The sequence below is a fragment of the Roseococcus sp. SDR genome (genome assembly GCF_019083995.1).
Lineage (GTDB): Bacteria > Pseudomonadota > Alphaproteobacteria > Acetobacterales > Acetobacteraceae > Roseococcus.
On record NZ_JAHRCU010000016.1, the window covers coordinates 77,549 to 100,787 of the forward strand.

Here is a 23,239-nt window from a genome sequence, read left to right on the forward strand (position 1 = left end):
CAGGCCGCGAAGGACCAGAAGTGACGGATATCGTCGTCGTCGAAAGCCCGGCCAAGGCCAAGACCATCGAGAAATACCTCGGCGGGGATTTCCGCGTCCTCGCCTCCTTCGGCCATGTGCGGGACCTGCCGCCCAAGGATGGCTCGGTCCGCCCCGAAGAAGACTTCGCCATGGATTGGGAGGCGGATGAGCGCGGCCAGAAGCAGATGCGCGCGATCAGCAGCGCGCTGCGCGGCGCCAAGCGCCTCTACCTCGCCACCGACCCGGATCGCGAGGGCGAGGCGATCTCCTGGCATGTGAAGGACATGCTGGAGCGTTCGGGCGCGCTGAAGGGCGTGAACGTCCAGCGCATCACCTTCAACGAGATCACCAAGCGCGCCGTGCAATACGCCATGGCGCATCCCCGCCAGCTCGACACACCGCTGATCGAGGCCTACCTCGCCCGCCGCGCGCTGGACTACCTGGTGGGCTTCACCCTCTCGCCCGTGCTCTGGCGCAAGCTGCCCGGCAGCAAATCCGCCGGGCGCGTGCAATCCGTTGCGCTGCGGCTGATCTGCGAGCGCGAGAGCGAGATCGAGGCCTTCATCGCCCGCGAATACTGGACGGTGCAGGGCCGGTTCCTGACGCCGGCCGGCGCGCCCTTCTCGGCGCGGCTGACGCACCACCAGGGCCGCAAGCTCGAGCAGTTCGATCTCGCCAACGAGAAGGACGCGATGGCGGCAAAGGCGGCCGTCGAGGGCGCGTCCTTCACGGTCGGCTCGGTCGAGAAGAAGCGCGTCAAGCGCAACCCGCCGCCGCCCTTCCAGACCAGCACGCTGCAGCAGGAAGCCAGCCGCAAGCTCGGTTTCGGTGCCCAGGCCACGATGCGGACGGCGCAGGGCCTTTATGAAGGTGTGACCATCGGCGGCGAGACCGTCGGCCTCATCACCTATATGCGAACGGATGGCGTGCAGATGGCGCGCGAGGCCATCCAGGAGCTGCGCGGCCACATCAAGCGCGCCTTCGGGGAGGAGTATCTCCCCGTCGCGCCGCGCGAATATTCCAGCCGCGCCAAGAACGCGCAGGAGGCGCATGAGGCGATCCGGCCGACCGATGTGACGCGGACGCCGGAAGCGGTCGCGCCCTATCTGAGCGACCAGCAGCGCAAGCTCTACGAGCTGATCTGGAAGCGCGCCGTCGCCAGCCAGATGCAGTCGGCCGAGCTGGACCAGACCACGGTCGAGCTGGTGGAGCCCAGCGGCAAGACGCGGCTGCGCGCCACCGGAAGCGTCATCGCCTTCGACGGCTTCCTCAAGCTTTACCGCGAAGATACGGACGATGCCGCGGATGATGCGGATGAGGACAGCCGCATCCTGCCGCCGATGCGCGAGAAGGACCCGGTGAAGCGGCAATCGGTGGAGGCGACGCAGCACTTCACCCAGCCGCCGCCGCGCTATTCCGAGGCCTCGCTCGTCAAGAAGATGGAGGAGCTCGGCATCGGCCGGCCTTCCACCTATGCCAGCATCCTGCAGGTCCTGCAGGACCGCGAATATGTGAAGCTGGACAAGCGCCGCTTCATCCCCGAGGACCGCGGGCGCCTCGTCACCTCCTTCCTCGTCGCCTTCTTCGAGCGCTACGTGGATACGGGCTTCACCGCCGGGCTGGAGGAGCAGCTGGATGACATCTCGGGCGGCCGCGCCGATTGGCGCGCCGTGATGCGCGCCTTCTGGAACGATTTCCGCGCGGCGGTGGATGCCACCAAGGATCTGAAGATCAGCGACGTCATTGATCGGCTGGATTCGGAACTCGGCTCGCATTTCTTCCCCAAGCCCGCCGATGGCGGCGATCCGCGCGCCTGCCCCTCCTGCTCGACCGGGCGGATCGGCCTGCGGCTGGGCCGGACCGGTGCTTTCATCGGCTGCTCGAACTATCCCGAATGCCGCTACACCCGCCCGCTCGCCGTGCCTGGTGCTGAGGGCGAGGGCGGCGGCGTGCTGGCCGATGGCGTACGCATCCTGGGGCGTGACCCGGTGACGGGCCTCGAGGTCTCGCTGCGGCGCGGCCCCTACGGCATCTACGCGCAGCTCGGCGAGGCCGGGGTGGATGAGAAGGGGAAGCCCACCAAGCCCAAGCGCGCCAGCCTGACCCGCGGGATGGACCCCGAGGTGATGACGCTGGAGACGGCGCTGGTGCTGCTTTCCATGCCGCGTGTGGTGGGCCTGCATCCGGAGACGCAGGAGGAGATCACCTCCAATCTCGGCCGCTTCGGCCCCTATCTGAAAATGGGCGCGCTCAGCAAATCGCTGGATCGCGATGATGATCCGCTGACCATCGGCCTCAACCGCGCGGTGGATTTGCTGGCGAACGCCAAGCCGCGCGGCATCACGCTGGGCGAGCACCCGAAGGGCGGCACGGTGGAAGTGCGGCGCGGCCGCTTCGGGCCTTTCCTGATGCATGGGACGCGCGTCGCCAACCTGCCGCGCGGCACGGAGATGGAGGCGGTGACGCTGGAGGAGGGCATCGCCCTTCTGGCCGAGAAGGGCAAGGAATTGCCCCCCATGAAGGGCAAGGGCGGCCGCAAGGCGCCGGCGAAGAAGGCCGCGCCGAAGAAGGCGGAGGCCGCCGTACCCGCGGTGAAGAAGGCGCCCGCGAAGAAGGCGGCGCCGGCCAAGACGCCCGCGGCCAAGAAGGCAGCGCCTGCGAAGAAGCCGGCCGCCAAGAAGGCCCCCGCGAAGAAGCCCGCGGCCAAGCCGAAGAAGGCCGGCTGAGATGCCGCGCAGCGGGCCTCCGGCGAAGGGGCACAAGGCCCGCAAGTCCAATGCGAAGCGCCGGGCGGATGACCTCTCGCTCGCGCCGCCCGCGCCCAAGGCGGCCCGGCCGAAGAAGCCCGGCCGCGCCAAGGTGAAGGCGGCGCCCAAGGGCGCCCCCCTCCCGTCCAAGGCTGAGATCAAGGCCTTCCTCGCCACCACGGGCGGCCGCCTCGGCAAGACCGAGATCGCGCGGCATTTCGGCCTGGCCACCGAGCAGCGGCCGGCACTGCGGCAATTGCTCTCCGAGATGAAGTTCGAGGGCAGCGCCAAACCCGTGGGCAAGCGCACTTTCGCGGGCGAGGCCGCGGGCGCGCCCGTGCCCGCGCCGACGCCCCCGCCCAACCTCGCCCCCGGCTCGCGCTATCGCCCCGCCGCACCGGGCCGCGCGGATGCGCCCCGTCCCACCCGCCTGCCCGAGACCATGGTGGTCGAGGTCTTCGGCACCGATCCGGACGGCGACCCCATCGCGCGGCCCATCGGCTGGGAGGGCGAAGGCCGCCCGGTGATCTACATGCACCCCGAGCGGCGCGGGCAGACGGCGCTCGCCCCCGGCGAGCGCGTCCTGGCCAAGCTGCGCCACATCACCGGCGAGAAATACGCGGGCCGCACCCTGAAGCGCCTGGGGCGCAGCGAGGATCGCCGCCGCATCCTCGGCGTCTTCCAGGATGGCCGCATCATCCCCACCGACCGGCGGCAGAAGGCCGAATGGACCGTGCCCCCCGGCGAGACCGGCGGCGCGCATGGCGGCGAGATCGTGCTGGCCGAATCCCTGCCCTCCACCGGCTTCGGCCTGCGCCCCGCGCGCATCGTGGAGCGGCTTGGGAAGGTGGGTGAGCCGCGCTCCGTCTCGCTGATCTGCATCCACGCCCATGGCATCCCCGAGCTCTTCACAGCCGAGGCCGAGGAGCAGGCCGAGCGCGCCCGCGCCGTGCCGCTCGCCAAGCGGACCGACCTGCGCGAGATGCCGCTCATCACCATCGATGGCGAGGATGCGCGCGATTTCGACGACGCCGTCTTCGCCGAGCCCGAGGGAGATGGCTGGAAGATCATCGTCGCCATCGCCGATGTGGCCCACTACGTCACGCCCAATTCGGCGCTGGACCGCGATGCCTGGGCGCGCGGCAACTCCGTCTACTTCCCCGACCGCGTCGTGCCCATGCTGCCAGAGGCGCTCTCCAATGGCTGGTGCAGCCTGAAACCGCAGGAGGAACGCGGCTGCCTCTTCGTCGAGATGCATTTCGACGCCGCCGGCACCAAGACGCGGCACAAACTCGGCCGCGGCCTGATGAAGAGCTTCGCCCGCACCACCTATGAGCAGATCCAGGCGCTGCAGGATGCGGGCGAAGAGCTGGAGGGCCTGCCCGAGGGACATGTCGGCCGGCTTTATGGCGCCTTCCGCGCCCTGCTCGCGGCGCGCGAGCGGCGCGGCACGCTCGACCTCGACCTGCCCGAGCGCCGCGTGATGCTGGACGCCGAGGGGAATGTCACGGCCGTGATCCCCCGCGCCCGGCTCGACAGCCACCGCCTCATCGAAGAGTTCATGGTCGCCGCCAATGTCTGCGCGGCGGAGGAGCTGGAGCGGCTGGGGCAGCCCTGCATGTACCGCGTCCATGCGCCGCCCTCGGATGAGAAATACAACTCCCTCAAGGAGTTCCTGGCGACCCTCGGCCTCTCGTTGAACCCTGTGGGCCAGCTCCAGCCGCGCGATTTCCAGCGCCTCCTGGAAAAGGTGAAGGAGATGCCCGAGGCGCGGATGGTCAATGAGACCGTGCTGCGCAGCCAGTCCCAGGCGGCCTATGACCCCGACAATATCGGCCATTTCGGCCTGGCCCTGCCGCGCTACGCCCATTTCACCTCGCCCATCCGCCGCTACGCGGATTTGCTGGTGCATCGCGCGCTGATCCGGGGGCTCAAGCTCGGCCCCGATGGCCTTTCCGAGCCCGAGACCGCCCGATTCCCTGAAACGGCCGAGCACATCACCGCCACCGAACGCCGCGCCGCCGCGGCCGAGCGGGATGCGGTGGACCGCTACCTCGCCGCCTATCTGGCCGATCGGGTGGGGGCGACCTTCGCCGCCCGCGTCTCGGGAATCCACGCCTTTGGCGTCTTTGTGACGCTGAACGAGACCGGCGCCTCGGGCTTCGTGCCCATGAAGGCGCTGCCGCAGGACCATTGGATCGTGGCCGAGGACAAGCGCAGCGTGGTGGGCCGCCACTCCCGCCAGGTGATCCGCCTGGCCGACGAGGTGGAGGCGCGGCTGCGCGAGGCCAATGCCCAGACCGGCAGCCTGGTCTTCGAACTCATGATGGGCGGCGCGCCGGCCCGCATGCGCGGCGGGCGCAAACGAAAGGGTTGACGCAAAGGCTTGACGTCCCGGGCAAGGGCGCTAGAACCGCCACTCCATTCCCGCACCGGCCTCCGGCCCGGCGCCCTCACGCGTACCGCACGCAGAGCAGAGCAAAGACAAGACCATGGCCAAGGCCAACACGATCCTCATCAAGCTGATCAGCAGCGCCGATACGGGCCACTTCTACGTGACGAAGAAGAACACCCGCACGGCCACCGGCAAGCTCGAGCTGAAGAAGTACGACCCGAAGGCGCGCAAGCACGTCGTCTATCGCGAAGGCAAGATCAAGTAAGGCGCGCGCGGGCTTCACCCGCGCCACCCCGTGAAAAAGGCGGCTGCCCGATCGGGGCGCCGCCTTTTTTCGTGACACGCTATTGGGCGGATTTATCGAGGTCGGGGTCCGCCAGATAGGCACGGTTGCGACCATCCCGCTTGGCCCGGTAGAGCGCCTCGTCGGCCGAACCGATCAGCTGGTCCGCCGGCACGCCGGGTCCGCCCACGGCCACGCCGATGCTGATGGTGACCGGCAGCACCACATCCCCCGTGCGGATGGGTTCGGCCGCGATGGCCTCGCGCAGGCGGTCGGCCACGATCAGCGCATAGGCGCTGGGCGCGCCGGTCAGCACGGCCAGGAATTCCTCACCGCCATAGCGGGCGACCACGTCCGCCGCGCGGAGCTGCACGCGCAGCCGCTCGGCCACCTCGCGCAGCGCGACGTCGCCGACATTGTGGCCGTAGGTGTCGTTGATGGATTTGAACTTGTCGATATCCACCAGCAGCACCGCCGCTTCCTCGGTGCGCAGCAGCCCGTCCAGGTGGCGGCGCACATAGCGGCGGTTGCGCAGGCCGGTCAGCTGGTCGGTGACGGCCATTTCCAGCGAGCGGTCCAGCTCGGCGCGCAGCCGCTCCTGGTAGCGCTTGCGGCGGATCTGGTTGCGGGCGCGCGCCCGCAGCTCATTGGGATCGAGCGGGCGGAAGGCGTGGTCATTGGCGCCCAGGTCGAAGCCGCGCAGCACCTGCGTCTTCTGCGCCGTATCGGCCAGCAGCAGCAGCGGCAGATCCCGCGTGTTGTTCTGCGCGCGCAGGCGCGAGGCGAGGCGCAGCACCTCCGTCGCATCCGGCGGCAGGGCGAGCAGGGCGAGATCGAACTCGCCCTTCATCAACTGCTTCTGCGCCTCGTCGATGCTGGTGACGCAGACCGTCTTGATCGCATCCGCCTGCAACGCGTCACGCACCGCGGCCATCTCCTCCGGCACCTCGGCCAGCACAAGCGCCCGGGCATGGGCGACCGAGATCGCCGGCTCCGGCGCACTGCTCTCGAGGCCAAGCTCCCGCGCCGTCTCGGCGCGAAGGCGCCAGGCATCCTGCACCTGCTTCACACGCAGCAAGGCGCGCAGCCGGGCGAAGAGGGTGGCGTCATCCACCGGCTTCGAGAGGAAATCGTCGGCGCCGACCTCGAGTCCGCGCACGCGCTCGCTGCTGTCGGTCAGGGCCGTCACCATGACGACCGGAATATGCTGCGTGCGTGCATCCGCCTTGAGCGCACTGCACACCTGATAGCCATCCATCCCCGGCATCATGACATCCAGGAGAATGACGTCTGGCAATTGCGTGAAAGCTGTCGTCAACGCCTCCTGGCCGCTGGAGGCGAGCAGGACTTCGTAATACTCGGCCTGCAGCTTGGCCTCGAGCAGGCGGAGATTGGCTGCGATGTCATCCACCGCAAGGACGCGGGCGGTCATCGGTCAGTGCTTCCCCTCAGGCCGGGCACGCAACGCAACAGGAGCGTGATGTGTCTGAAATGACCTTGGGCCGGCCGGCGCCGGACGCCAACAAGACCCTGTTCTTCCGCCGCTGGCTGCGCAACCCGCTGCAGATGGGCTCGATCATCCCGTCCTCGCCCGCGCTGTGCCAGCGGATCGCGGCGGCGGTGGAGCGGGGACCGGACGAATACGTGCTGGAACTGGGCGCCGGCACCGGCGTCATCTCGGCCGCCCTGCTCGCGGCGGGCGTGCCGGCCGAGAAGCTCATCGTGGTCGAGATCGTGCCCGAAATGGCGGAATTCCTGCGGCGCAGCCTGCCCGGCGTGAACGTGATCTGCGGCGATGCCTTCGACCTCAGGAACGCCCTGTCCGCGCAGATGCAGGGCCGGATCGGCACGGCCATCTGCGGCATCCCGCTGGTGCTGCTGCCGCTCGAGCGTCAGGCGGCCTTCCGGGACGCGGTGGAGAGCGTGGCGCCAGGCCGCGGCTTCCTGCTCTACACCTATTGCGCCACCTCGCCCCTGCCCTATCGCCGGCTTGGGCTGACGGCGCGGCGGATGGCCTTCACCGTGGCGAATTTCCCGCCAGCGAGCGTCTGGCGCTACCGCCCCGCCCAGGTCCCGCAGACCACTGCTTCGCATCACGCCTGACATTGCAGGCAAAATAGCATGGCCTGAACACGGCGAGGAGGGGCCTTCGGCACCCTTCAGCCGCTGGTCAGCGTGTGCTCCGTGCCGTCCGCGGCGCGCAGATGCGCGATCAAGCGTGGATGCGGCCCGCGCTTGACCTTGAGCGCGGCGCCGAGCCCGCGCTCCTCCAGCGCGCGGCGCAGCGCTTCGTCCTCGGGATGCTCCGCCTCCAGCGCCGTGAGGCGAAAATGGCTGTCATGCAGGTGGCGCCCGGCGCGCTCGCCCCGCCACTCGATCATCGGCGGGATGAGGTTGTCCATGTCCTGGCGCTGGGGGGGAACGGCGAAGCGCCAGGCGAGGTCGCCGCGCTTCATCTCTCGCACCGCGCCCCCACGCGGACCGAGCCGCGCCATGACGGAATCCATCGAGGGCGTGCGCGCCACCCAGCCCAGCAGCCGCGGCTCGGCCTCCAGCATCAGGCGCGTGGCGGGGTCGTCCAGGTCGAAAAGCCTCGGCTGGGGGGGTTCCGGCTGGCTCGGATCGGGCGCGATGATCTCCAGATAACAATCGGGGCCAAGGCCCACGAGCATATTGTGCGTGCCCGCCCCCTCATGCTTGCCGCCGGCCTGCGGCTTCACGCCGAGCAGGCGCGTGACGAAGCCGGCCCCCTCTTCCAGGGTGCGGGCGCCGAGGACGATGTGGTCGATCTCGGCCATGGCTCAGCGGGCCTTCAGGCGGATGGCGGCGGACATGTTCGCGCGTTTCCTCATGCAGACAGGGGACACCCCCGGAATGGAAGGCGCCCCCCGCATCATGGCAAGTTTCGCGCGCGGGAACATGCGCGAGATCAATGCGCGGCCCGCGCAGATCCCCCTCAGGCGAGGCTGATCTGCGTGTAGTCCTGGAACCAGCTCCGCGCCTGGACGAAGCCGCGGCAGCGTGGGCTGAGCGCGCGCGGATTGAGGTCATGCACCACGGCCAGCAACGCGGCTTCGTCGATCAGGATGTTGTGCAGCTGTGCCATCTGCCGCGTCTGCTCGGCCGGGTCGAAGCTGTTGCGCACGACACGCAGCTGCGCGTCCACCGCCTGGGAATTGTAGTAGCCCCAGTTGATGCCGCGCGGGTTGGAGAGCTGGCTGTCATAGATCAGCCAGCCGGTGTTGGGCTCCATCGAGGGGATGGCGACGTTGATGGCATGCGCGCCGCGCGAAGCGGGGTCGCGCGCGCCGGCGCGCATCTGGTTGATGGCGGTGGCGAAATCCACCGGCAGGAAGCTGACGTCGAAGAAGGCCTCGCGCAGGCCGGCCTGCACCGCCTCGTTCATCGGCTGAGGCACCATCTGGCCGCCGCCCGAGATGGGCATGATGACGCTGATGGCGCAGCGGCGCGCGGCGGAATAGCCGGCCGCGGTCATCAGCCGCCGAGCCTCGGCCACGTCATGCCGCAGGCGGAATTGCGGGTTGCCGAACCAGGGATCATCCGGCGTCACCTTGCCGCGGGCGGCCTGCGCGGCGCCGGAAAGGAGGGAGACGATGCCATCGCGATCCACCGCGAGATTCGCCGCCTGGCGAACCCGGATGTCGGCGAAGGGGGATCCCTCCGTCACGTTCAGGCGCCAGGCCCAGATATGCGGATAGGCGTTCTGCACGATCTGGAAGCGGGCGGCGCGCAGGGGCGCGATGGTGTCAGTGGGCAGGGATTCGACGAGGTCCACCTGGCCCGCGCGGAGGGCGGCCACGCGCGCCGGCCCGTCCGGGATGGGCAGCAGCACGGTGCGCGGCGCCTTGGGCACGCGGCCCGGCTCCCAATAATCGCGGTTCGCCTCCAGTTCGGCGCGCTGGCGCGGCGTCACGGAGGTCACCTTGTAGGGGCCGGTGCCGGAGGGGTTCATGGCGAAGCGCTGCCAGTCTCCGCCCATCGCCTGCCAATGGCTGGGCGAGGCGAACCAGAGGAAGGCCATCTGGTAGGGGAAGGTCGCATCCACCTCGCGCGTCACGATCGCGATGCGATGCGTGTCGAGCTTCTCGTAGCTGCCCACCGAAGTGGCTCGGCCGCGCACAAGGCCCGAGCGCGTGCCTTCGAATTGCGGGGCGCTGCTGTTGAAGATGCTGTCCAGGTTCCAGATCGCGGCATCGGCGTCGAAGGGCGAGCCGTCGTGGAACTTCACGCCTTGGCGCAGCTCGATGATCCAACGGCGGCGATCCGCTTCATCCACCCGCCAGGAGGTGGCGAGGCCAGGCCGCAGCGTGGAGGGCGCATCGGCGCGCGAGAGATCCCAGAGCGTCAGGCTGTCATAGACGAAGTAGGAGCCGAAGCGCACGCCCTCGAACCCCGCTTCCGGCCCGCCCCAGAGGCGCGGCACATCGCCGATGGACATGGCGATGCGCAGCGGCTGGGCCTGCTGGGCCTCCGCCTCGCTGGCGCCAAGGGCACCAATGAGGGCCGGGGCCGCGAGCAGTGAGCGGCGGCGGAGATCGAGCATGGCGGGGGTCTCCCATTCGCGGTTTGCATTGCAGCCATGCAATGCCTATGCCGCGCGCGGGAGGGCGCCCGGTCAGCCGCCGATGCGCTCGAAGATACCCATCCGCAGGCTGCGCGCGACGCGTGCAGCGCGTTCGCAGAAGGCCTGTGCCATCTCCGGCGGCAGCGTCTCGGCGGCGCACGCCTCGAAGAGCGCCAGCCACTCGCCGAACATGCCGGGTGTCAGGCCGGGCAGGCGCAGATGCGCGCCGTAGGGGTCACCGTGATAGGCGCCACTGCGGCGCATCAGCGAGGACCAGAAGCGGCAGAGCTTTTCCTCATGCGCCGCCCATTCGTTGGCCCCCTCGCCGATCGCGGCGGCGAAGACGGGGGCGAGGGTCGGGTGCGCGCGGACCCGCTCATAGAAGCGCGCGACGAGGCGCGCGATCTCGGCCTCGCTCACCGGCTCAGACAAAGGGAAGCACCACGAGCACGGCGCATAGGTTCCAGAACAGCATGTTGACCAGCGTGCGGGTCATCACCCGGCTGTCTTCCGCCTCGATATGAAGCGCGTCGCTGACGAGGTTGCCGGGGAGGAGGAACAGGGCGAGAGGGGTCATGGGGGCCTCATAAGATCTATCTTGAATACATCTTATCGCCTGAGCCGCTTGAAAAGCAATATCGATTGGGTATCTTTTCGGCCATGCGTTTGACGACCCTGACCGACTTCTCCCTCCGCATGCTCATCCACCTCGCGGTCCAGCCCGAAGGGCGCGCCACCATCGCCGAGGTGGCGCGCGCCTACGCGATCTCGGAGGCGCATCTCATGAAAGTGGCGCATCAGTTGGGCCAGGCGGGGCTGGTCCGCACCTTGCGTGGACGCGGCGGCGGCCTCGCGCTGGCGCGCGACGCGGCAGAGATCACCGCGGGCGAAGTCGTCCGCCGTATGGAGCCGGACCTCGACCTCGTGCCCTGCCTCGCCGGCGGCGACTGTGCCATCACGCCCGCCTGCCTGCTGAAACAGCGCCTGGCCGAGGCGCGTGCGGCGTTCCTGGCCGTGCTGGACGCCACCACCCTGGCGGAACTCGCCACACCAGCCGCCTCCCTGCGCGGCCTCCTTGGCCTGCCCGAGCCGGCCTGACGCCCAAGCCGCAGGCATCGCGGCAGGCCGGATGCACATCCGCGTGGCGAAGCCGTCGGCGCCCCGCCCGCATCGGTTTCGCCCAGGAGGCATGCGGCGCGATTCCGCGTAAACACTCCGTATCGGGATTCCCGCGGAGCAGCGACATGGAACGATTCTTCGCCCTCAACGAGCACGGCACGACGGCCCGGCGCGAGATGGCGGCCGGTGTGGCCACCTTCCTCACCATGGCCTATATCCTGATCGTGAATCCGCAGATCATGGCGGCGGCCGGCATCGATCCCGGCGCGGCCTTCGTCGCGACCTGTCTCGCCGCGGCCATCGGCTCGGCGCTGATGGGGCTGCTGGCCAACTACCCGATCGCGCTCGCCCCCGGCATGGGGCTGAACGCCTATTTCGCCTTCGTCGTCGTGGGCAGCATGGGCGTGCCCTGGCAGGTGGCGCTGGGCGCGGTCTTCCTCTCCGGCATGATCTTCTTCGCCATCAGCGCCGTGCGCCTGCGCGAATGGCTGATCGGCGGCATCCCGCTCTCGCTCAAGCTCGGCATCGCGGCCGGCATCGGCCTCTTCCTCGGGCTGATCGGGCTGAAGAATCTGGGCCTCGTCGTGGCCCATCCGGCGACGCTGGTGACGATGGGCAAGCTCACCACCCTGCCCGTCCTGCTCGGCTGCGCGGGCTTCATCCTGATGGCCGCACTCGCCGCGCGGCGCGTGCCGGGCGCGGTCATCATCGGAATCCTGGCGACAGCGGCGGCGGGGATTCCCTTCGGCCTCACCCAGTTCCAGGGCGTCTTCGCCCCGCCGCCCTCGCTGGCGCCGACCTTCCTTCAGATGGATCTCGCGGGTGCCCTGCAACTCGGCCTGCTCAGCGTGGTCTTCACCTTCTTCCTGGTGGATCTGCTGGACAATGCCGGCACCCTCATCGCCACCACGCACCGCGCCGGCCTGATGCGCGAGGATGGCAGCGTGCCGCGCCTGGGCCGCGCGCTGATGGCGGATTCCGGCGGCGCCATGGTGGGAGCCGCGCTCGGCACCTCCACCACCGTCAGCTACATCGAGAGTGCGGCGGGCATCCAGCAGGGCGGCCGCACCGGCCTCACCGCGCTGACCGTCGCGAGCTTCTTCCTGCTCGCCCTGTTCCTTGCTCCGCTCGCGGCCTCGGTGCCCGCCTTCGCCACCGCGCCGGCGCTGGTCTTCGTCGCCTGCCTCATGGCGCAAGCGCTGAAATCCGTGGATTGGGGGGATGAGACCGAGTACCTCCCTGCCATGCTGACCGTCCTTGCGATGCCCTTCACCTTCTCGATCGCGACCGGCATCGGCCTGGGCTTCCTCGCCTATGCCGGCATCAAGACGCTGGCCGGCCGCGCCGGTGAGGTGCATGGCGCCGTCTGGGTGCTCTCGGCCCTCTGCGCGCTGAAATTCGCCGTCAGTTGAGAGGCAGGGGCAGCCGATGAAGAACCCGGCCGCCTTGGCGCCCCTGCGCCATCCGGCCTTCCGGATGCTCTGGCTGGCGAACCTCGCCTCCAACATCGGGCTCTTCGTGCAGAACACGGCGGCGGGCTGGCTGATGACCAGCCTAGACCCCTCGCCCATGATGGTGAGCCTCGTGCAGGCCGCCTCCATGCTGCCGGTCTTCCTGCTGGCGCTGCCCGCCGGCGCGCTGGCCGACATCATGGACCGGCGCCTGTTTCTCATCGGCGCGCAGCTCTGGATGGCGGGAACGGCCCTGCTGCTCTGCGTACTGAGCGGCTTCGACGCGCTGGGGCCCTGGGGGCTGGTGGCGCTGACCTTCGCGCTGGGCGCCGGCCTCGCCATGACCTTCCCGGCCTGGGCGGCGACCACGCCTGAGCTGGTGCCCCGCAGCGACCTCGTCAGCGCCATCGCGCTGAACGGCATCGGCTTCAACATCACCCGCGCGATCGGCCCGGCCATCGGCGGGCTCACCATCGCCTGGTTCGGCATGGGCGCCGCCTTCGCGCTGAACGCCGCCTGCCTGATGGTGATGGTGGCCGCCCTCTTCGCCTGGAAGCGCGCGCCCAGCTCGTTGCGCATGCCGCGCGAGCATTTCCTCTCGGCCGTGCGGGCGGGCACGCGCTTCGTGGCCGCGACCCCCGCCATGCATGCGGCGATCATCCGCGCCGTGGTGTTCTTCCTGTTCGGCTCCGCGGTCTGGGGTCTGCTGCCGCTGCTGGTGCGAGACACGCTGGGCCTCGGCCCACAATCCTTCGGCCTCTTGCTTGGCTGCATGGGCGTAGGCGCGGTGGGGGCGGGCTTCCTGCTGCCGGCCTTGCGCGGGCGGCTGGATCGCTCCGGCATGGTGCTCTGGGCCTCGCTGATCGGGGCACTCGCCATGGCGATCCTGGCGCTGCTGCATCATTGGAGCTTCGCCGCGCTCGGGATGACGCTGTACGGCGTATCCTGGATCTCAGCAGCCTCCACACTCCAGGCCTCGGCGCAGATGGCGGCGCCCGCCTGGGTGCGGGCGCGGGCCATCGGCATCTACCAGATGTGCTTCTTCGGAGCGCTGGCAGCCGGTTCGGCGCTGTCCGGCTGGATCGCGGGGCAGGTGGGCGTCACCTGGGCCATGGCGCTCTTCGCGCTGGGCGCGGCCCTCGGCGCCATCACGGTACGGGGGTGGCGGCTGGAGGGCGAGGCACCCGTCCCGCCCCCCAGCGTGGAACTCGCCCGCCCTGCCCCGGCGGCGGCCGAACTGCGCGAATTGCTGCATGAGGGCGCCAACCGCGTGCTGGAAGTGGTGCGATACCAAGTGCCCGCCGCAGACCGCGATGCCTTCCTCGCCATCATGGCCGAGTGCCGCCTGGTGCGCCTGCGCGGCGGGGCTGCCACCTGGCGCCTCTACGAGGATATCGCCCAACCCGACCGCTGGGTGGAACTCTGGGCCATTGAGAGCTGGGCGGAGCACCTGCGCGAGGTGGGTCGCCTCTCCGACGAGGACCGCGGGACGCTCGCCCGCGCTGCCGCCTTCCATGTGGGCGAGGGCGGGCCCGAGGCGGTGCGCTACGTCAACGTCCCGGTGTGACGCCGGCCTTTGCCAATTCGGCGCCCAACGTACCGGTCAGCATGCACCAAGCCATGCGAAAATCGGAGATGAGCGACCACCAGGGATGCTTGAAGCTCGCCGGGCGATTGCGCTCCACCAGCATGTGCGAGAGCCACGCGAAGCCATAGCCTGCCATGAGAGCGGCGAGGACAAGCCACCACGGCCCCAGCACCTGCGCCACGAGCAGCAGCAGCAAGCCGAGCCCGGTGCCGAGCGCGTGCACCTGTCGCGTCAACGGCGCGGCATGCTCGCGCAGATAAAAGGGCCAGAACTCCGCATAGGTGGAAATGCGCGACGCCATGGCGCAACGCTGCCATGACATGACGGTCTTGTCATCTGAAAGCTGCGCGCCAGCCCCCATATCTACAGCTCACAGCATGGAGATGCACCGCATGGCGAAGCTTGCCCGCACCCGCAACACCCTGGGCGAGAATGCCCGCCTCACCAGCGTGGACCTGCTCAACAGCGCGCTGGCGGATCTGATGGACCTGACCAACGGTGTCCGCATGGCGCATTGGACCGTGCGCGGGCCTCATTTCGCGGCGCTGCATGCCAAGTTCGAGGAGTTCTACGACCAGCTGGGCGAGGCGGTGGACGATGTGGCGGAGCGCATCGTCCAACTCGGAGGCACGCCCAATGGAACCACCCAGGCGGTGGGGGCGGCCACGCGCCTCGCGCCCTACCCCGCCGATCTGCGCGACGGCATGGCGCATGTGGCGGCGCTGGCCGATCGCTACGCCGCGCTGGCCGAGACCACCCGCAAGGCCATCGACACCGCCGGCGAGGCAGGCGATGCCGACACGGCGGACCTCTTCACCGCCACCTCGCGCATGCTCGACAAGGCGCTGTGGATGCTGGAAGCGCACTTGGATTGAGACGGGTTCCGAGGGGCAAGCCCCTCGGCGGGGTCCAGGGGCAGCGCCCCTGGGCTTACTTCTTCTTCCCCGTGGACTGCGCCCGAAGATCGGCAATGGTGGCCCGGTTCGTCACCTGCTGCGGGTTCATCCGCACCTCGATGATGGCGGGCTTCCCGCTGGCGACCGCGCGCTTGTAGGCCGGGACCATCTCGTCCGTCGCGGTCACCACCTCGCCATGGCCGCCGAAGGCCTCGATGAAGCGGGCGAAGTCGGGGTTGGTGAGTTCCGTGCCGGAGACGCGCTCGGGATAGACGCGCTCCTGGTACATGCGGATCGTGCCGTACATCCCGTTGTTGAACACCATGATGATGGGCGCCACCTTGTGGTGAAAGGCGGTCGCGATTTCCTGCCCCGTCATCAGGAAGCCGCCATCGCCGACGAAGCAGATCACCTGCCGTTCGGGGTATGTGATGGCCGCGCCGATGGCCGCCGGCACGCCATAGCCCATGGCGCCATTGGTGGGGCCGAGGAATTCCTGCGCCTCCTTCACATGCATGAAGCGGCTGGGCCAGGTGGCGAAATTGCCGGCGTCGGTCGTGAAGATCGTGTCCTTGGGCAGCACCTTCTCCAGCGCCTGCAGCGCGCGCGCCAGGTTCAGCGGCCCCTCATATTCCGGCGCCACCGCCTGCGCCTCGCGCGCGGCGCGCACCTGCTTCCGCCAGGCCGCCCATTTCGGCTTCTTGACCCGCTCATTCCGGATGGCGAGGGCGAAGGCGTTCACATCGCTGGTGATGCCGAGTGCGGGGCGATAGACGCGGCCGATTTCCGACTGCTCCGGGTGCACCTGCACGAGCGGCGTGGCGCCCGCCATGTCCAGCAGCGTGTAGCCCTGGCTCACCGGCTCACCCATGCGCGTGCCGAAGGCGAGGATAAGGTCGGATTCCTTGGCCGCCGCCACCAGCGCCGCATCGGCGCCGACGCCGAGATCGCCCGCGTAGTGCTTGGACGTGCCGTCGAAGAGCGACTGCCGGCGGAAGGAGACCGCCGTCGGGATGTCGTTCGCCACCAGGAAGTCGCGGATGGCCGCGCGGCCCTCGGCGCTCCAGCGGCTGCCACCCAGCACGGCGAGCGGGCGCTCTGCCTTGGCCAGCAGCTTCATCAGCTTGGGGATGGCATCGGGCGCGGGATGCGCGGGCGCCACATCGGCGGGGCCGATATCCGGCACGGCCGAGAGATGCTTCTGCATCTCCTCGCTGATGGCGACCACCACCGGGCCGGGGCGGCCGCTGACCGCGACGTCGAAGGCATGCGCCATGATCTCGGGGATGCGATGCGCGTCATCGATCTGCGTCACCCATTTGGCGATGGGCGAGAACATCCGGCGGTAATCCACCTCCTGGAAGCTCTCGCGATCCGTCTCCTCGCGCGGGATCTGGCCGACCAGCAGCACCATGGGCGTGCTGTCCTGCTGCGCCACATGCACGCCGATGGCGGCATGGCAGGCGCCCGGGCCGCGCGTGACGATGCACACGCCGGGGCGGCCGGTCAGCTTGCCGTGCGCTTCCGCCATATGGACGGCGCCGGCCTCGAAGCGGCAGGTGATGAGCTCGATGCGGTTGCGGACGGAGTAGAGACCGTCCAGCAGGTCGAGATAGCTCTCGCCGGGCACGGCGAAGACATGCGTCGCGCCATTGGCCACCAGCGCATCAGCCAGCAGCTTGCCGCCGCTGCGCTCGCTCGCCTTTTCGGTGGTCTTCGTCTTCGGCGCCTTTGCCATCATGCCTGCTCCCCTCTGGAATCGGAGGGGAGGCTAGATCAGGCGCGCGCGCTCGTCACTCCACGCGGCGCATGCCGCGCCTGCAGAGACAGATCACACGCCCTTCGGCACGCGGACGCAGCGCGCGAAACGGCCGGGCGAAGCCTCGACGAGCGCAGGCACGCCGGCGGTGCAGGCCGCCTCGGCATACTCGCAGCGCGGGGAAAACGCGCAGGTGGTCGGTGCCACATCCAGCATGGGCGGCGCGCCGGGGATCGTGGTCAGCCGCTTGCCGCGCATGCCGGGATGCACAGTGGCGCCGAGCAGGCCCTGGGCATAGGGGTGCAGCGGGCCGGCCATGAGGCCCGAGACCGGCCCCTCCTCAACCACGCGGCCGGCGTACATGACGGCCACCTTGTCCGCGATCTCGCCCGCCACGCCGAGGTCGTGGGTCACGAAGATGACCCCCATGTCGAGCTTCTCCTGCAGCTCGCGCAGCAGGAGCAGCACCTGGATCTGCACGGTCGCGTCCAGCGCCGTTGTGGGTTCGTCGGCGAGCAGCAGCTTGGGGCGGCAAGCCAAGGCGACCGCGATCATCGCGCGCTGCCGCAGGCCGCCCGAGAGCTCATGCGGATAGGCGGCCAGGCGCCGCTTGGCGGAGGGGATCTGCACCAGTTCCAGCAATTCCAGCGCCCGGGCATCGGCCGTGGCGCGGGAGACGCCCTCATGCCGCTGCACCGTCTCGGCGATCTGGCGGCCCACCGTGAAGACCGGGTCCAGCGCCGTCATCGGCTCCTGGAAGATCATCGCCACCTCGCCGCCGCGGAAATCGGCGAGCTGGCTGTTGCTCATGGCATTGACGTCGCGGCCATTGACCTCGATGCCGCCCTTGATCTGCGCGAATTTCGGCAGGAGCTTCATCAGCGCGCGCAGCGTGACCGACTTGCCCGAGCCGCTCTCGCCCAGGATGCAGAGCACCTCGCCGGCGGCGAGGTCGAGATCCACGCCATTCACCGCGTGCACGGTGCGGTCGCGCGTCTTGAACGTCACATGCAGGTCCCGCAGCTTCACCAGCGGCGGCGCGTTGGTCTTCAGCGCCGCGCTCATGCCGCGAGGCTCCCGGCCTGGCTGTGCCCGCTGCCGGGCGTGGCCATATGGCAGGAAACGATATGCCCGCCGCCCAGATCGGCCATCAGCGGCTTCCTCGCGGCGCAGACCTCCTCGGCATGGCCGCAGCGTGTGCGGAAGCGGCAGCCGGAGGGCGGGTTCACCGGGTTCGGCGGATCGCCCGTCAGCGGCGGCTTGGTGCGCCGCTTGGCGGGGTCCATCGAGGGCCGGCTGTCCAGCAGCGCGCGGGTATAGGGGTGCGCCGGGCGGTCATAGATGGCGCCGACCGGGCCCATCTCCGCCACCTCGCCCAGATACATCACCAGCACGCGGTCGCTGATGTACTGCACCACGTTCAAATCATGGCTGATGAAGACATAGGTCAGCCCGAACTCGGCCTTCAGATCCACCAGCAGGTTCAGGACCTGCGCCTCGACCGACTTGTCGAGCGCCGAGACCGGCTCGTCCAGGATGACAAGCTTGGGGCGCAACGCCAGGGCGCGCGCGATGTTGATGCGCTGTCGCTGCCCGCCTGAGAGTTCATGCGGGTAGCGGCGGGCGAAGCTTTCGGGGGCGAGGCCCACGGCCGCGAGCAATTCGCGAGCGCGCGTCACCGACTCATCGGCCGAGAGGCCGTGGATGCGCGGGGCGAAGGCGATCGTCTCCTCGATCGGCAGACGCGGGTTGAGCGAGGCGTAGCTGTCCTGGAAGACCATCTGCACCTGGCGGCGATACTCGCGCAGCGTGATTCCGCCGGCCTGGACATTCTCGCCCACCGCCTCGCCATCGAAGATCATGGTGCCGGCATTGGGCTCCAGCAGGCGCATGAGAAGCCGCGCCGTGGTGGATTTGCCGCAGCCGGATTCGCCCACGATGCCGAGCGTCTCGCCCTTCACCACGTCGAATTCCACGTCGTCCACGGCGCGGACGACCGCCTGGGTGCGGCCGAGCAGGCCGCCCTTCAGCGGGAAATGCTTGACCAGCCCCTTCACGGCGAGGAGGGGCTGCGCGGGGCCACCGCGGTCGGGCGTGGGATCGAGAGCGTCCATCAAGGCAAACTATCTCCTCCTGCAACCTGGCGGAACGCACCAGCGGCCCGGCACAGATGGCCATGGCGCGGCCGATGCCGCAATCCTGGGCAGTCCCGCCTGCCCCGCGCCCGTGCCCCGATCATTCCGTCCGCGCCCGGAGGCGGCTCTCCGCCAATTCACCAGCCGCCTCCAGGATGGGATAGGCGACCGCGGTCAGGTGGCCATGGATGCGCTTCAGGTCACGGATCATGTCGAGATGGATGGCGCTGGTCTCCAGCGATTCCGAGCGGCCCTGGCGCAGCCGGTCGAAATGCCGGCCCGCCGCCTCCCGCTCCGCCGCGCGAAGCCCCGCCTTGTCCGCAAAGAGGCGGCGGGCGAGGCCAAGGTCGCGCGTGGTGAAGACATTCAGGGATAGGCGCATCGTCTCCATGATGCGGGCGTGCAGGGCGCGCAGTTCCTCCAGCCCCTCCTCTGAGAAGGAGAGGCCGAGGCGGCCGCGCTTCGCCGCCAACTCCATCAGATTCTTGTCGAGGATGTCGCCCACATGCTCGAGATTCATGACGAAGGCGAGGATCTCGACAGCGCGGGCGCTCTCCTCGCCCGACATCTCGGCGCGGGAGGCCTGGACGAGGTAGAGCTTGATCGCCTCATGCAGCCGGTCCACCGCGTCATCGGCCTGCTCCACGGCGCGGATGCGTGCTCCGTCGCCGGTCTCGATGGCGGTCCAGGATTGCGCGAGCATCGCATCCACCCGCTCGCCCAGCAGGATCGCCTCACGCGTGGCGCAGCCCAGCGCCTCCACAGGGGATTCGAGCACGCTCGGGTCCAGATGGCGGGGCTGGTCGGCATCAGGCCCGGCCTCGGCCGCGGGCAGCAGGCGTTCCAGCAGGAGCGCCACGGGGCCAAGCAGGGAGAGGAAGACCAAGGCCACCAGCAGGTTGAAGCCCAGATGCGCCATGCCGACGCGCAGCCCGGGGGTCATGAAGAGTGCCTCCAGCCCCTGCCCCAGCGGTGCCGCCAGCGGGAGCGCCAGCACGGCGAGGCCGCCGCGCATGCCGAGATTGCCCAGTGCCACGCGTCGCGCCGCCGGCCCGGAGCCCGCAAGCGCCAGCAGCGGCGCCGCCGCCCCGCCCGCATTGGCCCCAAGCACCAGTGCGACCGAGAGCGCCGACCCCACCAGACCCGAAGCGGCCAGCGAAATGACCAGCAGGACGATGGCGAGGCTGGAATGCACGAGCCAGGTCAGCAGGCCCGCCAGCAGGAAGGCCAGCAGCGGCTCCGCCCCCAGGGTCGCCAGCACCAGGCGCACAGTGGGGGATTCGCGCAGCAGCGCGGCGGCAAGGCCCATTTGCGAGAGCGCCAGCAGCACGAGGCCGAGGCCGATCAGCAGCCGCGCCATCCCCTTCCGCCGCTCGCCTCTTGCGGTCAGGAAGAGCGGCACGCCAGCCGCCAGCAGCACGGCCCAGAGCCATTTCACATCGGTCGCGAGGAGTTGGGCGGCGAGGCTGGTGCCCACATCGGCGCCCAGCAGCACGGCCAGCGCGGGCGCCGTGCCGATCAGCCCCTGACCGGCAAAGCCTCCGATGATGACGGCGACGGCCGTCGAGGATTGCAGCGCGGCGGCCGCCACCACGCCGCCAGCGAAGGCCCCTGCCCTTTGCCGCGCGGCACCCGCCAGGAGCCGCCGCAAGGCAGTGCCAAAAGCCCGCAGCACGCCGGTGCGGACCATCCGTACGCCCCAGACAAGCAGGGCGACACTGCCCAGGAGCAGGAGAAGGATCTGGGTCCCCATCAGCGGGGCGGCCAAGCGGCTCGGGTCATCGCGATTCTGTAGCAAATCGCGCCGGGTGGTGCAGTGTCTTTACGCCTCGCCGCGCCTCGCCCATGTTGAACCTGTGTTCGGGAGGCTCGGGGCATGCGCGCGATTTTCGTCATGGTGAAGTGCGAGATGGGTCAGGCCTATCGCGTGGCGCGCGAAATGGCGGACAACATCCCCGAACTCTCCGAGATGCATTCCGTCTCCGGCCAGTATGACCTGCTCGGCAAGTTCTACCTGGAGCCCGACCAGGATATCGGCCTCTTCGTGGTCGAGCGGGTGCAGAGCGTGAAGGGCGTGAAGGACACCTACACGCTGCAGACCTTCAATGCCTTCTCCGGCGCGCGCGGATAGAACGCGCGCCTTGGGGCCTTCTCCGGCGCGCGCGGATAGAACGCGCGCCTTGGGGCCTTCTCCGGCGCGCGCGGCTGACGCTGGCCACCCAAGGCAACTGCGCCACGCTTGTGGCGAAAATGCCTTGATCTCTCCAAGCTGCCGCCATCGGTCAGCGCTTCACTGTGCATCAGAGGAACCAGACCCCTCCTCCCGGCCGGGCGCCCGAAAACGCCAGGTTGATGCTCTGGAAAGAGCCCCGACGATGCGCAAGCTCCTGCCTGCCCTCGCCCTCACCGGCCTGCTCGGCTTCACCGCCTGCACCGATGCCTATGGCCGCTATGATCCTGTCGCGACCGGCTTCCTGGCCGCCGGTGCGGCGGTGGCGGCGGTCGCCGTCGGCGTCGCCGCCAGCCAGCCGAGCCGCCCCGCCTATTACGGGCGGCCCTATTACGGCCGCCCGGGCTACGGCTATGGCCGCCCCGTCCAGTACAGCGGCTACGGCCCCCCGCGCCGCTACTGGTAGGCCCTGGTCAGTCCCAGGTCTTGAAGGCTTCCATGCTGGCAATCGGCGGCGCCTTGGCCAGCGCCGCCACATCCGGCACCGGCCGGCCGAACTCGGCATCGCCCGCAAAGGCGGCCTCGATCGCGGCCGCCACCTGCAGCACCACGGCATCGCCGCCCCGCGGGCCCACGATCTGCAGGCCGAAGGGGAATCCCTTCTCGTCCACGCCCACGGGCAGGCTCATCGCCGGGTGGCCCGTCAGCGTCACGTAGTAGGCGAGGCTGAGCCAGTGGAAATAGGTCCGCACCGGCTTGCCGTCGATCAGCGCGGGATAGAGCTCGCGCCAGGGCCGGGGCGAGCAGCAGATGGCCGGGCTGATCAGGACCGAATGCTCGGCGAAGAAGGCCTGGAAGTTGCGGTAGATCTGCGTCTGCCGCGTCAGCGCCGCCGAATTGTCGGCGAAGGTGTAGCGCCGCGCCTCCTCGACATTGGCGTGCATGTTGGGGCCGCACAGGTGCGGCGTCTTGTCCACCTTCTCGCCATGCGCGGCCAGCACGTTCACCGAGCGAAGCACCTCGAAGGCCTCGTCGCCGCCCGACACGTCCGGCGTCGCTTCCACCGCGCGGGCGAACATCGGCGCGATCGCGGCCACAACCTTGCGGAAGGCGCGGCGGACGATGCTCTCGGTGGGGGCCAGGCCGAAATCCTCGGTGAAGGCGAGCTTCATGGAAGCGAGATCGGCCGGCTGGACCGGATGGAACAGCTCCGGCCGCTCGCGCATCGCAACCCCTGGGAAGCTGTAGGCCAGCGGGTCGGCCACGTCGTCGCTCGCCATGGCAGCGAGCATGAAGGCGAGGTCGGGCACGTTGCGCGCCATCGGGCCCAGCATGGGCAAGGGCGACCAGCCATGGCCGCGCCGCTCGCTCGGCACCAGGCCGCTCGAGGGGCGATAGCCGACGATGCCATTGAAGGCCGCCGGGTTGCGCAGGCTGCCGCCGGTGTCGCTGCCGGTCGCGAGCGGGATCATGTTGGTGGCCAGCGCCACGGCCGAGCCACCCGACGAGCCGGCCGCGTTGTAGGCCGGGTTGAAGGCATTGCCCGTCGCCCCCCAGACCACGTTGCGGCTATTGGCGCCCAGGCCAAATTCCGGGACGTTGGTCTTGCCGAGGACCACGCCACCCGACTCGCGCAGGCGGCGCACCATGCCCTCGTCATGATCCGGCACATGGTCGGCGAAGAGCGGGCTGCCCCAGGTGGTGCGCAGGCCCTTGGTGGATTCCAGATCCTTGATACCGAGCGGCAGGCCATGCAGCAGGCCGAGCGGCCCGCCCTTCATGGTCGCAGCGTCGGCGGCCTTGGCGGTGGCGCGCGCGGCCTCCACATCCATCGCCGTCATCGCGTTCACGGCGGGGTTCACCGCCTCGATGCGCTTGAGGCAGGAATCGAGAAGCTCGACCGCGGAGAGCTTCTTCGCGCCGATCATCCGGCGGGCCTCAAGGGCGGTCAGATCACAGGGTTCCGTCAAGGCCGTCTCCTTTTCGCGCCCTCAAGCGCCGGGCGCCGCCTCCGGCGGCTGGGCTGCGCGCCGCCACAGGCGCGCTCTGGTGGCAAACCTGGGCTGGGCGCGGCGTCCGCCTTGCGGACG

The 23,239-nt window shown here is 69.5% G+C and carries 21 protein-coding genes; 10 read left to right on the top strand and 11 right to left on the bottom strand.

What is annotated here, in order from left to right; translation table 11 throughout:
* Positions 1-20 precede the first annotated feature (20 nt).
* The 3 genes from topA (at position 21) to rpmG (ending at position 5,428) form a co-directional block, all read left to right on the top strand.
* A complete protein-coding gene (gene topA / locus KTR66_RS17505; RefSeq protein ID WP_213614756.1) occupies positions 21-2,747 on the top strand; it encodes a type I DNA topoisomerase in 2,727 nt (908 codons plus the stop codon).
* Position 2,748: 1 nt separating this feature from the next.
* Positions 2,749-5,145 (top strand): ribonuclease R, encoded by a 2,397-nt coding sequence (gene rnr, locus KTR66_RS17510; RefSeq protein ID WP_213614758.1) that lies wholly within the window; start codon positions 2,749-2,751, stop codon positions 5,143-5,145.
* A gap of 115 nt (positions 5,146-5,260) precedes the next feature.
* Positions 5,261-5,428, top strand: coding sequence for a 50S ribosomal protein L33 (gene rpmG / locus KTR66_RS17515; protein ID WP_213614760.1), 168 nt, complete (start codon positions 5,261-5,263; stop codon positions 5,426-5,428).
* A 79-nt stretch (positions 5,429-5,507) separates the two neighbouring features.
* Here the strand turns inward: rpmG and KTR66_RS17520 are convergent, their stop codons facing one another.
* Entirely contained in the window at positions 5,508-6,878 is a 1,371-nt protein-coding gene (locus KTR66_RS17520; RefSeq protein ID WP_213614762.1) for a PleD family two-component system response regulator, read from the bottom strand.
* Positions 6,879-6,937: 59 nt separating this feature from the next.
* Between KTR66_RS17520 and KTR66_RS17525 the strand changes: the two genes are divergently transcribed.
* Positions 6,938-7,549, top strand: a complete 612-nt coding sequence (locus tag KTR66_RS17525) for a class I SAM-dependent methyltransferase (RefSeq protein ID WP_213614835.1) — start codon at positions 6,938-6,940, stop codon at positions 7,547-7,549.
* Between the two features lie 56 nt (positions 7,550-7,605).
* Here KTR66_RS17525 and KTR66_RS17530 read toward each other — a convergent pair whose 3' ends face one another.
* The 4 genes from KTR66_RS17530 to KTR66_RS17545 all read right to left on the bottom strand — a co-directional run bounded on the left by KTR66_RS17530 (position 7,606) and on the right by KTR66_RS17545 (position 10,608).
* Entirely contained in the window at positions 7,606-8,244 is a 639-nt protein-coding gene (locus tag KTR66_RS17530; protein WP_213614764.1) for a VOC family protein, read from the bottom strand.
* A gap of 158 nt (positions 8,245-8,402) precedes the next feature.
* A complete protein-coding gene (locus tag KTR66_RS17535; protein ID WP_213614766.1) occupies positions 8,403-10,010 on the bottom strand; it encodes an ABC transporter substrate-binding protein in 1,608 nt (535 codons plus the stop codon).
* Between the two features lie 72 nt (positions 10,011-10,082).
* Positions 10,083-10,463 carry a group III truncated hemoglobin gene (locus KTR66_RS17540; protein WP_213614768.1) on the bottom strand — a complete coding sequence of 127 codons (381 nt, stop codon included), beginning with the start codon at positions 10,461-10,463 and terminating at the stop codon, positions 10,083-10,085.
* On the bottom strand, positions 10,456-10,608 hold the full coding sequence (locus tag KTR66_RS17545) for a hypothetical protein (RefSeq protein ID WP_213614770.1): 153 nt from the start codon (positions 10,606-10,608) through the stop codon (positions 10,456-10,458). Before KTR66_RS17545 ends, KTR66_RS17540 begins: the two co-directional genes overlap by 8 nt.
* 83 nt (positions 10,609-10,691) lie before the next feature.
* Between KTR66_RS17545 and KTR66_RS17550 the strand changes: the two genes are divergently transcribed.
* From KTR66_RS17550 to KTR66_RS17560, 3 genes are all read left to right on the top strand, one after another.
* Positions 10,692-11,129: an Rrf2 family transcriptional regulator gene (locus KTR66_RS17550; protein WP_213614772.1), complete on the top strand. Its 438-nt coding sequence runs from the start codon at positions 10,692-10,694 to the stop codon at positions 11,127-11,129.
* A 146-nt stretch (positions 11,130-11,275) separates the two neighbouring features.
* Positions 11,276-12,562: an NCS2 family permease gene (locus KTR66_RS17555; protein WP_213614774.1), complete on the top strand. Its 1,287-nt coding sequence runs from the start codon at positions 11,276-11,278 to the stop codon at positions 12,560-12,562.
* 16 nt (positions 12,563-12,578) lie between these two features.
* Positions 12,579-14,168, top strand: a complete 1,590-nt coding sequence (locus KTR66_RS17560) for an MFS transporter (protein ID WP_213614776.1) — start codon at positions 12,579-12,581, stop codon at positions 14,166-14,168.
* Here the strand turns inward: KTR66_RS17560 and KTR66_RS17565 are convergent.
* Positions 14,152-14,550 carry a DUF962 domain-containing protein gene (locus KTR66_RS17565; protein ID WP_249732225.1) on the bottom strand — a complete coding sequence of 133 codons (399 nt, stop codon included), beginning with the start codon at positions 14,548-14,550 and terminating at the stop codon, positions 14,152-14,154. The genes KTR66_RS17560 and KTR66_RS17565 overlap by 17 nt on opposite strands.
* Positions 14,551-14,572: 22 nt before the next feature.
* On the opposite strand from KTR66_RS17565, the gene dps reads away from it, so the two are divergent.
* The gene (gene dps / locus KTR66_RS17570; RefSeq protein ID WP_213614839.1) at positions 14,573-15,064 is read left to right on the top strand and encodes a DNA starvation/stationary phase protection protein Dps; all 492 of its coding nucleotides are present in this window, start codon (positions 14,573-14,575) and stop codon (positions 15,062-15,064) included.
* Positions 15,065-15,119: 55 nt separating this feature from the next.
* On the opposite strand, the gene KTR66_RS17575 is transcribed toward dps, so the two are convergent.
* The 4 genes from KTR66_RS17575 to KTR66_RS17590 form a co-directional block, all read right to left on the bottom strand.
* Positions 15,120-16,823, bottom strand: coding sequence for a thiamine pyrophosphate-dependent enzyme (locus KTR66_RS17575; RefSeq protein WP_249732227.1), 1,704 nt, complete (start codon positions 16,821-16,823; stop codon positions 15,120-15,122).
* 93 nt (positions 16,824-16,916) lie between these two features.
* Positions 16,917-17,909, bottom strand: a complete 993-nt coding sequence (locus KTR66_RS17580; RefSeq protein ID WP_213614780.1) for an ABC transporter ATP-binding protein — start codon at positions 17,907-17,909, stop codon at positions 16,917-16,919.
* On the bottom strand, positions 17,906-18,958 hold the full coding sequence (locus KTR66_RS17585; RefSeq protein ID WP_213614782.1) for an ABC transporter ATP-binding protein: 1,053 nt from the start codon (positions 18,956-18,958) through the stop codon (positions 17,906-17,908). The genes KTR66_RS17580 and KTR66_RS17585 overlap by 4 nt, the downstream gene beginning before the upstream one ends.
* Positions 18,959-19,079: 121 nt before the next feature.
* Entirely contained in the window at positions 19,080-20,732 is a 1,653-nt protein-coding gene (locus tag KTR66_RS17590; protein ID WP_213614784.1) for a Na/Pi cotransporter family protein, read from the bottom strand.
* Between the two features lie 123 nt (positions 20,733-20,855).
* Here KTR66_RS17590 and KTR66_RS17595 point away from each other — a divergent pair, with 123 nt between their 5' ends.
* Both KTR66_RS17595 and KTR66_RS17600 read left to right on the top strand, forming a co-directional pair.
* A complete protein-coding gene (locus KTR66_RS17595; protein WP_213614786.1) occupies positions 20,856-21,110 on the top strand; it encodes an Lrp/AsnC ligand binding domain-containing protein in 255 nt (84 codons plus the stop codon).
* Positions 21,111-21,354: 244 nt separating this feature from the next.
* Positions 21,355-21,615, top strand: a complete 261-nt coding sequence (locus KTR66_RS17600) for a hypothetical protein (RefSeq protein WP_213614788.1) — start codon at positions 21,355-21,357, stop codon at positions 21,613-21,615.
* Positions 21,616-21,622: 7 nt separating this feature from the next.
* On the opposite strand, the gene KTR66_RS17605 is transcribed toward KTR66_RS17600, so the two are convergent.
* Positions 21,623-23,119 (bottom strand): amidase, encoded by a 1,497-nt coding sequence (locus KTR66_RS17605; protein WP_213614790.1) that lies wholly within the window; start codon positions 23,117-23,119, stop codon positions 21,623-21,625.
* Between the last annotated feature and the right edge of the window lie 120 nt (positions 23,120-23,239).